The sequence below is a fragment of the Cetobacterium sp. ZWU0022 genome (genome assembly GCF_000800875.1).
Classification (GTDB): Bacteria; Fusobacteriota; Fusobacteriia; order Fusobacteriales; family Fusobacteriaceae; genus Cetobacterium_A.
On sequence record NZ_JRJZ01000182.1, the window covers coordinates 1 to 13088 of the forward strand.

A 13088-nucleotide genomic window follows, 5' to 3' on the forward strand; every position below is an offset into this window, starting at 1 on the left:
TCTAACATATATTTTACAAAGTTAGCACCGATAAATCCAGCACCACCTGTTACAAGATACCTTTTACTTACTCTTTGCATATCTCCTCCAAACTCTATAAAGTAAATGAGGTAGGATATTATCCTACCTCACCTTGTAAGTTGATTGAATATTAGATGGGCGGCGTATCCATCATGTCTGGTTACTCTATTTCTAGAGCGTGCAGGGTGCCTTTCCTGCTCGTTAATATTCATATCTTCTGTATTTTTATATTTTAATTATAATCTTTTTTTTTATAAAAGTCAAGGTACTCATCAACTCGTGTCTTCCAACTCGGAATCTGAATTTCCAAGAGTTTCTCTATCTTAGAGCTACATAACTTCGAATACTTTGGTCTTATATCATAAGGCGTAAAGTCAGAACAACGAGCTTCGATTATCTCTCCTTTATATCCCAACTTTTCCAATATATACTGCCCTTGCTCATAACGAGAGGCCTCTCCCTCTCCACTTAGATGATAAATTCCATATCTTTTCTCTTTCAACTCCAACATCTTCATTGTCATACAAACTATATCAACCGTACTCGTAGGAGATGATATTTGATCGCTCGCCAGAGCTATTTTCTCTCTCTCCATCCATCTCTTTACCTGCTCTATAAAGTTTGCTTCGCCTTTTCCAAACACCCACGACACCCTAAATATATATGTTTTATCGTTCGCTTTTAAAGCTAGTCTCTCTCCTAAAACCTTACTTTTCCCGTAAACAGAGATTGGATTTACCTCATCCTCTTCAGTGTAAGGTTTCATCTTTTCTCCATCAAAAACAAAATCAGTCGAATATGTCACAAACTCTATATCTAACTCTTTTGCCACCTTAGCTAAGTTCTCTACAGCAAAGGCATTAACAGAGTAAGCCATCTCCGGCTCCTCCTCTGCTTTATCCACAAAGTTATAAGCAGCACAGTTTATAATTAGAGTCACACCATTACTCTTTACAAACTCTCTTACCTTTTCAAAATCCCTTATATCCAACTCAGCTCTTTTAGGAGCTATAAATTCTATGCTATTCTCTTTAAAAAACCTAGAGAATTCAGTAGCCAACTGTCCTGCTCCACCAGTTATTAATATCATCTTTTTTCCACCACCTTAGCTTCATCTAACTCTATTTTTTGAGTATTTATTGTCCTATTTAAAATTTCGATTGTTTTTTGTAAATGAGATAATTTTTCGCTTTGCTCTCTTAATTTTTTTTCGTTTATAACATATCCTTTTATAAGATAATCTTTTAATATCTTGTTAGCCCATATTCTAAATTGAGTCCCTCTTTTAGACTTTACTCTATATCCGACAGATATAATCACATCTAAGCTATATAATACAATAGGTTTATCCGAATTAGGAAAGTGCATTTTTTGCACATTGCTTTCCTACTGTAACTCCTCCTCTTTAAATATATTATTTATATGTCTACCTATAACAGTTCTATCTCTATCAAATAACTCAGCCATCTGCTTTTGAGTTAGCCAAACTGTCTCATTTTCTAAATTTACTTCTAACTCTATTTTTTTATCTTCGCTCTCATATAACTTTATTTCATTTTTCATAAATTTACTCCTTCCTCTAAGTCCTCACAAAACTCTTTAAAACTAGGTAGCTCTTTATCTTTATCAGAGATTATCAACTTTTCATGAAATAAACCATATCTCTCTAGCTCCCAATCGATATTCAGATCCGAATCAAACGGAAAAATTCCAGATTCATGTTGGGGTGCATAGTAGTCACTACAAAGATACTCTATCTCTGTGTTTTCCTTTAAACTCAAAAATCCATGTGCAAATCCCTCTGGTATATAGAGTTGCTTTCTATTCTCCTCACTCAAAATCACTTTATAAATTTCACCAAAAGTTTCACTATCATTTCTCAAATCCACCACAACATCTAAAATCTCACCTTTTAAAACCCTTATAAGTTTTGCTTGAAGTTGAATTTTTTGAAAGTGTAAGCCCCTCAAAACACCAAACCCACTCTTCGAGTAATTTCCCTGTACAAAATTTACATCTATATTATATTTTTCCAAAGTTTTACAGTTAAAAAACTCATAGAAAAATCCTCTTTCATCACTATATATCTTAGGTTCTATCAATACCAATCCTTTTATCATGACCTACTCCTTGTTTCATTTACTAAACTATACTTTTCATCTCTCTTTTTAATTATATCATATTCTAAAATTCTCATCAAAAAAAGAGCTAAGGATTTTTTATCCTCAGCTCAACTATTTCAACACTTACCCCCTAAGGGGTATGAGGTGCGGTGTTACTTTCTAGTATTTAGCCACATTAAACAAGAGATAACAATTATCAATCCAATTGCTCCTCCATCTAATGTTATGCTGTTTACATTGAATGTAATCATTCTAACACCTCCCAATTTATTAAAAAGTATTCTGCCTTGTTCAAGGGCAGAATAAAAGCCCCCAATAATGAGGGCTAATATTCTGAACACGAGCTGAAGCTCAATACTTTTAATAAATTGGTTTAACCCCTTAGGTTTTCCTTAAGGTAATTTAAGTATATAATATACTTTTTAAAAAGTCAACAAGTAAAAAGAACTACTATATACAACTTAGAAGATACTCTCCATATGTTGTCTTCGAAAGTTCAGCTCCTCTTTTCAGCAGAGTTTCTTTCTCTATCCACCCCTTCAGATAAGCTATCTCCTCTAAACATGCTATCATTATCCCTTGCCGACTCTGAATCGTCTTCACAAAGTTACTCGCCTCTAAAAGCCCATCGAAGGTCCCCGTATCAAGCCAAGCCATTCCACGACCCAAATTGATAACATTCAATCCACCCTCTTCTAAATACATCCTATTTATAGAGGTAATCTCTAACTCACCACGCTCTGAAGGCGTCACTCTTTTAGCTTTCTCTATCACACTGTTGTCATAGAAATATATCCCCGGAACAGCGTAATTTGACTTTGGTATCTCTGGTTTCTCCTCTAACGACAGCACCTTCCCATCACTAGAAAACTCCACAACCCCAAACTCCTTTGGATTTTTAACAAAATATCCAAATATGTTGGCTCCACTCTTCAAAGAGCTCGCTCGTTCCAATATCCCAGTGAATCCGTGCCCATAGAAAAGGTTGTCCCCTAAAATAAGTGCGACAGAGTCATCACCTATAAAGTTCTCTCCGATTATAAAGGCCTCAGCCAATCCCTTTGGCGAGTCTTGAATCTCATAACTTATCTTTATTCCAAGAGAACTTCCATCCCCTAAGAGCTCACGAAACATCGGTATATCTCTTGCCGTACTTATAAGCAGTATATCCTTTATATTAGCTAACATAAGTACAGAGAGAGGGTAGTATATCATAGGTTTATCATATATTGGAACCACCTGCTTACTAATAACTGCCGTCACCGGATACAACCTACTTCCTGTTCCACCTGCTAAAATTATACCTTTCATCTCTCTCCACCTCTTTTTTTATATATTATACCACACTCTAAAATCCTCATCAAAAAAAGAGCTATCATAAATGACAACTCTTTTTAATGTAACTATTTAAAAACTCTTTTTATCTTCTCAGAATAGTTAGCTAACTCTGAAATCTGTAGTTTGCCATTTTTCCATCCTCTCGTATACGTCTTTTAATTCAGGTATCGATTCTCTTCCACCTATTTTCTCCACAGATAAAGAAGCACACACCGAAGAAAACTTAATTGATTTCACAAAATCATAACCTTTTGCTAAGCTAAAGATAAAGGCACCATGAAATATATCTCCAGCTCCTGTTGTATCAATAGCCTTTGTTTTGTAAGCTGGGAAATTATATAGCTCTCCATCTTTTCTGTAGATACACCCCTTCTCTCCTAAAGTTATAACCACAGTTTTTTTATTTAACTCCTCCATCTTAGAAAAAACTTCCTCGTAATTTTCCTCAGATAACTTCTCTACTCTAGTATAATCTCTTGCAAAATCCTCAGAACAAATCAGAAAATCAACTTTTGAAGCTAGTTCAACGGTTTCCTCTTTATAACTTCCCGCATCTAAAACAGTCACAGCGTTTGGAAAACTCTCTAAAGCCATTCTTGCTAACTCTATCTCATGCCCATCAAACAGTATTATTTCAGGTTGAGAGTCATACTTTATTTTGTAATCATGAGGTATGACATTTTTATTTCTATGATTTAATATAGTTCTACTTCCATTTGACGTATTTGTTATTATCATACTACAAGGTGTTATATAACTTTCACTGATAAGTGAGTTTTTCATATCCACATGAACAGAATCCAGTTCTCTTACGATTAGCTCACCATAAAAATCTTTTCCAAGAGTTGTTATATATGATGGAATCTCCTCATACTTTCCTAAAAGATAGGCCGCATTTCCAGTCGGCCCACCTCCCATTATTTTTGTTCCGTCAGCTTTATACTTTCTATTTTCGATAGGATACTCTTTTAAAATGTAAGTTATATCACAAGCTGAGTGTCCTACACACAATATCTTTTTCATTTTAATACTCATCCTTTGCGTTTATAACCTTCACATCTTTTTTAACTATTGATGGTACAATTATGAATATAGCTAGCAGTACTATTATAGCTATTATTCCCGGTGCTTTGTAAACCTCTCCAACTTTTCCAACAATAATTCCTAACACTCCAAAATCTACATCTCCAAAAGTTGTATTTTGGAATCCAATTCCACCTAATACAGGTAGCAGTAAAGCTGGTAAGAACGATAAGAACAATCCATTTACAAAAGCTCCTACTATAGCTCCCTTTTTTCCACCAGTTGCATTCCCATAGATTCCAGCTGTCGCTCCACAGAAGAAGTGTGGCACTAATCCAGGAATTATTAATACAGCTCCGATAGAGCCTAAGATAAACATACCTAAAACTCCACCAATAAATGATGATAAGAATCCAATTATAACAGCGTTTGGTGCGTAAGTGAAGAATACAGCACAATCAACAGCTGGTATAGAGTTTGGAATTACCTTTTGTGAAATTCCTTGGAATGCTGGTATTAACTCACCTAATATCATTCTAACTCCGTTATAAACAATTGTTACTCCAACTGCAAAACTTAAAGCTGATGTTATAGCAAATACAATATAGTTTTTTCCACCAGATAACTCGGCTACATACTCAGGTCCTGCTGCTATAGCTCCAACTATATAGAACACTAACATAGTTATTCCAGTAGAGATAGTTGTATCTCTTAAGAAGTTTAACTTCTCAGGAATTTTTATATTCTCTGTACTATCCTCAGGATTTCCAATTTTTTCTCCTATAAATGCAGCAACATAATATCCTAAAGATCCAAAGTGACCCATAGCTATTCCATCATCATCAGTAACTAAATCAGTGTATTTCTGTCCAATCGCTGGTGAGATTGCAGACCACATTCCTAAAAGTAATCCTCCAACAAGAACAAGAGCTGTCCCTGTGAATCCAACTTTTGCAAGAACCGCTGAGAACATACAAGCTAAGAAGAAGCTATGGTGTCCTGTTAAGAATATATATTTAAACTTTGTAAATCTAGCTATCAGAATATTTATAATCAATCCCGCTAGTAAAATAAACATAGTCTCTTTTCCTAAAACTTTTTGAGCTATTGAAACTATAGCTTCATTATTTGGAACAACTCCAGTTATGTTGAAACCTTTTTCAATCATCTTTGCTAAATAATCAAGATTTTGAACTATGAAATCTGCTCCAGCACCTAACATTATATATCCAAGTATCGGTTTTAAAGTTCCTACAATCAATTTGTTAATTGGTTTTTTCAAAGCTACCAATCCTATAAAAGACATCAAACCTAATAAAAAAGCTGGATTTGTTAATATATCGTTTCCTATTACTCCTATCAAACCTAACATAATTTACTCACCTCTCAAGAATTATTATTTAACTAAACTCAATATAGCTTCTAGTACATCCTCTTTTATTTTTTTCTTATTTGTGTAACTTCTAATTGGTGCAACTTTCAAATTAGTTATTTGATCCGCTAACTCCTTTATTGTTACAATTAAATCTACATCTTTTCCAGAAACAGAGTTAAAATCACATGAACTTACACTTGCATCGATTCCCTCTTCCTGGCATATCTCCTCAATCTTCATAGCACACATTAAGCTACTTCCAATTCCATTTCCACATACTGTTAAAATCTTTATCACAACAACCACTCTCCCTTTATAGATACTTTAAAATTTCCTCTTTATTTTTAGCTGAACACATCTTTTCTACTAACTCTTCATCATCAATCAATTTTGATAACTTTCTTATAACCTCAATATGAGATGAGTTATCTTTAGAAGCTAACATAAATACTAGATGAACTCTCTCTCCTAGAAAATCTAGCCCCTCTTTTACCAGCAACAACGACATAGCTGTTTTATTTACTCCATCCTCTGGCCTAGCATGAGGCATTGCTACATTGTCTGTTATAACGATATAACTTCCTAATTTTTCAATATTTTTTATTGCTGCCTCTATGTATCTCTCTTCAATATCTCCATTTTCTAAAAGTATTTTTCCCGATTTTCTAACTGCGTCTCTCCAGTCATCGACTTTTTCTAAAACATGAATATTATCTTTTAAAATATTTTTCATTCTATCAGCCCTTTTGTTTTTTTTTAGTATAATTGAATTATATACTGAACAAAAAAGAAAATAAAGAGGCTGTTTTTTTCATTTTTATAAAAAAAAACTAGTCTCCTATAAAGAGACTAGCACCGTTATCTATTCAATATTTTTATAAAATCTTCTCGTTTTTTAACTTTCTTTATATCCTGTAAAAAGTTTTCCTCATTCGATAGATCCACTAATTTTACAAAGGTATCTAAGTGATCGTTATTATTTTTAGATGAAAACATAATTAAAGTAGAAACAACCTCATTTGTCGGTAGTTGCACCGGTGTTTTTAAAGTCATTATTGAAAATCCTGTTTCAAATACATCACCCTTAGTTCTAGCATGAGGGAATAGAGTTTCATCTCCTAAAACCATATATGATCCAAACTCCTCTATAGATTTTATAGAGCTTTCAATATAGCTTTCTTTTATAATTTTATCCTTTAAAAGTAAGCCTCCAACTTTTCTTATAGCTTCTTTCCAATCTTTAACCTCTTCATTTATTAGAATTCTATCTCCAATATAGTCAGAAATTGTATTTTTTTCTTGAATAAAATCGTCTATTAGATATTCATCAAAACTATTTTTCAAGCTATCTCTTAACTCTTTCTCATCAAACTCTTTGCAACTGCATCTAATAACCTCTAATAATTTAGTCATAGATATCTTTTTTGAACTTTTATAAATCCCAATCTCTTCTATTTTTCTTTTATCCTCATCTGTTAAAATTGGGTTCAGTTTCAAAATAACCTTATCATCTAAATCTATTTTTACATCCACAGTTGTAAGTATTAAATCTATCTCATTTTTAGAGATAACTTTATCTATCATATATTCTGGAATTATATCTACAATCTCTAGATGATAGTATTGGTTCAGTTGTTGAGCTAATAGCTTTGAGGTTCCATAACCTGATCCACAAACTAAAACTACCCTTTTCTTTTTACTCTTTACTTTATTTCTATCTATTGCAGCTTTAAAGTGAATAACCAAGAAAGATATCTCATCCTCTGTAAATTGAAGATTCATTCTATCCTCTATCTTTTTTAAAACCGCCTTTGTTATATTGAAATAGTTTGGATAACTCTCTAGCACCTCTTTATATATTGAGTTTTCTAGCTCTATCTTGTTTTTTATTCTATAGATTGTTGGTTTTATATGATTTAATAATCCCTCTAGTAGAAGTTTATCCTCAACTATACTCTCTTTTATATAGCTATCAAAATCTAAAATCATCTCTTTTAGCATAATCTCTATCTCTACCCAGTTATCGTAATATGAGTAGTTTAGATTATATGTATTACTTCCTAAAAAATAGTCTGTTATTTTTAAATACTCTTTCTCATCTAACTCAATCTCATACCACTCTTCAAGTATAGAAGCAGCTTTTTTTATACACCTATACTCTTTTGTTTCTGATAGAAATCTCTCATTTTTTATCTCAGTTAATCTATGATTTTTAATATTCATATATAAACTTATTCTCAGATAGTTTATTATTATTTTATAGGCTTCATCAGAGATTATTATCTTCATCAACTTTTGACAATAATTTATAAATCTCTTTATTCCATCTTTTTCTATTCTTTCAAAAAAGTTTTCTTTTAGATACTCTTTTAAAAAGATAGAGTTACTTTTAGAGATACTATTTAAAAGTTTTAAAAGAGCAACTCTTATATTCTCCTCTTTTCCTTCTAACTCTAACCCTTTTTTAGGTTTTATAACCAGTGATAAACCATAGCTATCTAAAAAGTTTTTTACCTCTTTAAAGTGTGTTTTCACTGTTGTTGAACTTATATCTAGCTCTATTCCAACTAGCTTTTGATTTATCTCTCTATTTAAGAATATGTGAAGTAGTATGTACATCTCTCGCTCTTGAATAGATAAAGAGTTGATACTGTTGCTCTTGATGTTTTGAAGCACTACCTCCCAGTTACTGTGCTTTAAACACCCTTTTTCCACCTCTATCTTTACTTCATTTTTTTCAAAAAGTTGCTCATTTAACTTTTCTATCTCATAACGCAAACTTCTTTCTGATATACCGAACTGATTGCTTATTTTACCTAGATGAAACTCATTTTTTTCCAACATATATTGAAATATTTCTATTAATTGAGATGCTTTCATGATTCCCCCGTGTTCTACTTATTTTTCACTACTAAAGATAAGTTAATATAATATCCAAGAAATCTTCATAAAATTTTGTCATTTCTAATATTTCATCATAAGTTATTTTTTTTCTTTCTTTTCCTATAAAATCATAATCTAATCTATGAGCAATTTTGTTTCTCTTTTCTGAATATTGTTTTATTTTGTCTTCTAACTCTTTTTTTGATAGATTTAACTTTGTTGCAATCTCTGAAAAAGCTATTTTTTTATTACATATAGTTTCTAAAATTATTGTTATATTTTTTAAGCTCCAATAGCTTACATAGTTTATTTCCTGTTTTATTCCTTCTGATAAAATTAGTTGTTTTTTTGTAACATTCTCTTCTTCTAAGTAATTAAAGAATGTTTTTAATGATATTTTCAAATTTTGAATATTTTCAGTTGCCTCTTTCAAATCCTCATTTTCTAAAATAGTCAACACTTTTTCTGGAATTAGCTGATGAAAAAATAAATCAATTGCACCAAATAAAACTAAAACTTTACCTTGGTATACATTTAATAATAATTCATTTTTTAAATTTTCTTCTATTTCACTATTTTCTTCTAAATTTTTAAACATTGTTAACCCATTCTGTATTCCACTAAATATTTTTTCTAAATCACTTTTTATTTTTCTTTTTTCATCTGGTTTTCTTTTTTTTCTTTTTGCAACTCTAGGACTTTGTGAATCAAACTCAGTTCCATTCATTACTTATCACTTCCACTATCGCAAAATAACTTCTCCACCTTAAAGTTATCCATAACTGGAATCCACGAATATTTCCCTTTTAAATAATTTTTTCTTAAATTCTCGCTCTTTTTTACATCCTCTATTGAAGATAGTGGATACAATTCTGTTGAAAAATCATTTTCAGCAGCTCTTTCTGTAAACCAAATTGAATCTCTTCCAATAGATTCTGTATCTAATAAATTTACATCATGTGTTGTGAATATAAGTTGTGCTTTGTTACAATTTTGATTTTCATCTAAAAATAGTTTAACAATATTCTCCGCTACTACTGGATGAAATGAACTTTCCAACTCATCAAACAATAATATATTTCCATTTTTTAAAATATCTAAAATTGGACCTAATATCTCTACACATCTTTTTATCCCTTTAGACTCTTCCGATAAGTCAACAACAACTCCATTTTCATACTCTAATTTTATATCAATCTTAGTACTTTCACCTTGAGACATTAAAATTTTGAACTCCATAGGTAGATCCGAAGGTAATTCGTCTATTGACACTTTTTTTCTTTCCACTTCTGAATTTATCATTTTTAATCCAGGTAAGATTACTTTTACTAACTCTATAAATTTCATTTTTTCTTCTGTGCTACTTGCTAATATTTCTGCGGATCTTTCAATCCATTTTACATCTCCAATTCCAATATTCGTTTGTAACACTTCAGAGAAAAATCTGAATGGATTTTTTATCTCATCCATCTCCTTCCACAAAGCTGCTACAGATAGAAATATCTTATTACTAGGACATACTGTCTCTAAATTTTTTAACTCTTTTATATAATTTCTCGCATAATCAAACTCATAACTTTTACTCTCTGAATTATATAATCTAGTATATATTTTACTAATCTTTCCTGATGGATAGTGATATAAATTCTCTTCGATTATTCTTTCTTTATTCAATTTTAAATAGTATGCATATTTTACATTGTTACTTTTAAACATTATTTTAAATTCAGTATCTCTATCTAAAGTCTTTTTAAAAGGAAAAACTGGAATCATCTCTTGGGCATTTCTATCTTTTGATGATAATATTAAAAACTTAAAGAAATCTAAAGCTTTTATAAAGTTTGTTTTTCCAGAAGCATTTGCACCATAAATAACGGATACAAACGAACTCTTTCCCTTGCTTGTTTCTGTTGTAAACTCTATTTTATCTTTAAAAGAAAATAGATTTTCACATCCAAAATATATTAACTCATTCATTTTTACCTCCACAAATCTCTTTCACATTTACATTATATCATTTTAATTGTTATTTTCAACATTTTAATTGTTATTTTCAACATTTTATTATCCATAAAATCCCATTTTATATCTAACATTGCATTTAAAAATGTTTTTTTTTACATTTAAACAATTGACACCTTTTATTTTATATGTTATTATCTTGTTACGCCACAGCAAAAAGGAGATGAATTCAATATGAATACTTATTTTACAGGTGACGATGCCTCTGATGTAAAAGGATTATTCAAATGTAACTGTTGTACCGAAGGTTACATTAGAATGAATGGAAATTTTAAAGATAAATTTCCTCCATGCCCATATAGTAGGTTATCTGCTGCCTATACTTTAGTCTTTGTTTCAAATTCTACTAAGTCAATACAAAAAAAGAAGCACAAATAGCACTTCTTAAATTGATATAAAACTATATATTTTAAACCTCGCAACTTTATAATATCATAGTTTTATATCATTATCAATCCTAAATTCGGCTCATGAACACATTCTGTTGCCAAATAAATAACAAACAAAATAATTTTAAGGAGATGAATTAATTATGAATTTTAAAGAAAATATTCAAGAGTTTAAAATATTAGATACAGAGAATATAGAAATTATAACTTCATTAAAATATGATAATGAATATGTCGATGCTTTACAAATAACTAAAAATCAACTTGATAATATCTATATGGAAGCTGAGAAACTATTAGTTTTTTTAAAAAATAGAAAAAATGCTGGATTCATCTATCCTTTTCCAGATCAAAAATATGATGCTTTTTTAGATAATTTATCTAAATTTATCGATTTAAGATGTAAAACTCATCTTAAAAACTATCTCCAAACCCTTTTTGACATTGTAAAAAATAAATATAATACTATCCAAAATATATCTTTTAAATTTGGATATAAAACCACAGAAATAATTTCTTTATGCTTTGAAATAGAAGAAAAATTAGATATTGTAATGGATATGAGTAAAAATATGATTGATGGTAAATACTAATAAATTTAGATGTAAAATTAAATATAAAAACCTTTACTATTTTTATTTCAACTTTAAACCCTCTAGAAAGATAAACGCATTATCAGTCTAGAAGGTTTTTTAATTTTTACTATATCTCGCTAAAGAAATTTTAGCTTATCTATCCTTATACATCTCATTATAATATTTCTGATAGTCACCAGAAGCTACCTCTTCAACCCATGCTTGGTTATCAAGATACCATCTGATAGTCTTTTCGATTCCCTCAGTGAAAGGAGTCTCTGGATACCATCCCAGCTCAGTCACAATCTTAGTAGGATCGATGGCATAACGACTATCATGCCCTAGTCTATCCTGAACATAAGTGATTAGATCATAGTTGATATTCTCTACATCTGTAGTTAATACCGATCTATACTCTGGCTCATCCCTCATTATTCTAGCTATAGTATCTATAGTTAGTTTTACAATATTGATATTTTGCTCTTCGTTGAATCCACCGATATTGTAGATTTCATGAGCTGCAGCCTTTGATATTACCATATCAATCCCTTTACAGTGGTCCATAACATAAAGCCAGTCCCTTACGTTATCTCCCTTTCCATATACTGGTAACTTCTTTCCGGCTAAGATATTCTTAATGATTAAAGGAATCAACTTCTCTGGGAAATGGTAAGGTCCATAGTTATTAGAACATCTTGTTATATTGAATGGGAACTTATATGTCTCTCCATAAGCCATAACAATCATATCCGATGCTGTTTTTGATGCTGAATATGGACTACGAGGATCAAGTGGAGTTGTCTCTAAGAACATAGCATCTCCATAAGTTTGAAGATTAGCTCTTCCAGAAGCTATACTCGCTACAGCTGGATCTAAGATTAACTCTTTTGCAATCTCCCAATCTTTAGCTAAACTTCCATACACCTCATCTGTTGAAACATGATGGAACTTCTTACCCTCTTTATAGATAGGATAACCATTCGAATCTTTTCCAACAGTCCAGAAAGCTTTTGCAACCTCCATAAGGTTTTGTGTTCCAAGGATATTCGTTTCTAAGAATATCCCAGGATTTTCTATACTTCTATCCACATGAGACTCAGCTGCAAAGTTAACAACATAATCGATATCATGAGCCATAAATATATTCTCTACTAACTCACGATTACAGATATCTCCCTTAAAGAAAGTTACTCTTTTATCTTTTAACTCCTCTCTTATAGTTCCAAGATTACCTGCGTAAGTTAACTTATCTAAGATAACTATCTCTATATTCTCATATTTCTCTAACATATATTTTACAAAGTTAGCACCGATAAACCCAGCACCACCTGTTACAAGA

At 31.1% G+C, this 13088-nt stretch carries 14 protein-coding genes; 1 reads left to right on the plus strand and 13 read right to left on the minus strand.

Annotation, left to right across the window (positions count from 1 at the left end; translation table 11 throughout):
• Nucleotides 1-253: 253 nt before the first annotated feature.
• The 12 genes from rfbD to L988_RS12270 all read right to left on the minus strand — a co-directional run bounded on the left by rfbD (nt 254) and on the right by L988_RS12270 (nt 10740).
• The gene (rfbD, locus tag L988_RS12220) at nt 254-1111 is read right to left on the minus strand and encodes a dTDP-4-dehydrorhamnose reductase (RefSeq protein ID WP_047384658.1); all 858 of its coding nucleotides are present in this window, start codon (nt 1109-1111) and stop codon (nt 254-256) included.
• Nucleotides 1108-1389 carry a RhuM family protein gene (gene rhuM / locus L988_RS13895; RefSeq protein ID WP_052191846.1) on the minus strand — a complete coding sequence of 94 codons (282 nt, stop codon included), beginning with the start codon at nt 1387-1389 and terminating at the stop codon, nt 1108-1110. Before rhuM ends, rfbD begins: the two co-directional genes overlap by 4 nt.
• 18 nt (nt 1390-1407) lie before the next feature.
• Nucleotides 1408-1584: a hypothetical protein gene (locus tag L988_RS13900; RefSeq protein WP_197053977.1), complete on the minus strand. Its 177-nt coding sequence runs from the start codon at nt 1582-1584 to the stop codon at nt 1408-1410.
• Nucleotides 1581-2141 carry a dTDP-4-dehydrorhamnose 3,5-epimerase gene (gene rfbC / locus L988_RS12230; protein WP_047384660.1) on the minus strand — a complete coding sequence of 187 codons (561 nt, stop codon included), beginning with the start codon at nt 2139-2141 and terminating at the stop codon, nt 1581-1583. Before rfbC ends, L988_RS13900 begins: the two co-directional genes overlap by 4 nt.
• Nucleotides 2142-2594: 453 nt before the next feature.
• Entirely contained in the window at nt 2595-3455 is an 861-nt protein-coding gene (gene rfbA / locus L988_RS12235) for a glucose-1-phosphate thymidylyltransferase RfbA (protein ID WP_047384661.1), read from the minus strand.
• Between the two features lie 126 nt (nt 3456-3581).
• On the minus strand, nt 3582-4505 hold the full coding sequence (locus L988_RS12240; protein ID WP_047384663.1) for a carbohydrate kinase family protein: 924 nt from the start codon (nt 4503-4505) through the stop codon (nt 3582-3584).
• Between the two features lies 1 nt (nt 4506).
• On the minus strand, nt 4507-5877 hold the full coding sequence (locus tag L988_RS12245) for a PTS ascorbate transporter subunit IIC (protein ID WP_047384665.1): 1371 nt from the start codon (nt 5875-5877) through the stop codon (nt 4507-4509).
• Nucleotides 5878-5901: 24 nt separating this feature from the next.
• Nucleotides 5902-6177, minus strand: coding sequence for a PTS sugar transporter subunit IIB (locus L988_RS12250; protein ID WP_047384666.1), 276 nt, complete (start codon nt 6175-6177; stop codon nt 5902-5904).
• Between the two features lie 16 nt (nt 6178-6193).
• Nucleotides 6194-6613: a PTS sugar transporter subunit IIA gene (locus L988_RS12255; RefSeq protein WP_047384668.1), complete on the minus strand. Its 420-nt coding sequence runs from the start codon at nt 6611-6613 to the stop codon at nt 6194-6196.
• A 125-nt stretch (nt 6614-6738) separates the two neighbouring features.
• Nucleotides 6739-8760, minus strand: coding sequence for a BglG family transcription antiterminator (locus L988_RS12260; protein ID WP_047384670.1), 2022 nt, complete (start codon nt 8758-8760; stop codon nt 6739-6741).
• Nucleotides 8761-8791: 31 nt separating this feature from the next.
• Nucleotides 8792-9490 carry a hypothetical protein gene (locus L988_RS12265; RefSeq protein WP_047384671.1) on the minus strand — a complete coding sequence of 233 codons (699 nt, stop codon included), beginning with the start codon at nt 9488-9490 and terminating at the stop codon, nt 8792-8794.
• Nucleotides 9490-10740 carry an ATP/GTP-binding protein gene (locus L988_RS12270; RefSeq protein ID WP_052191847.1) on the minus strand — a complete coding sequence of 417 codons (1251 nt, stop codon included), beginning with the start codon at nt 10738-10740 and terminating at the stop codon, nt 9490-9492. Before L988_RS12270 ends, L988_RS12265 begins: the two co-directional genes overlap by 1 nt.
• A 577-nt stretch (nt 10741-11317) precedes the next feature.
• On the opposite strand from L988_RS12270, the gene L988_RS12280 reads away from it, so the two are divergent.
• On the plus strand, nt 11318-11767 hold the full coding sequence (locus tag L988_RS12280) for a hypothetical protein (RefSeq protein ID WP_047384675.1): 450 nt from the start codon (nt 11318-11320) through the stop codon (nt 11765-11767).
• A gap of 135 nt (nt 11768-11902) precedes the next feature.
• On the opposite strand, the gene L988_RS12285 is transcribed toward L988_RS12280, so the two are convergent.
• The coding region (locus L988_RS12285; protein WP_047384676.1) for a dTDP-glucose 4,6-dehydratase at nt 11903-13088 on the minus strand (1186 nt) is incomplete at its 5' end.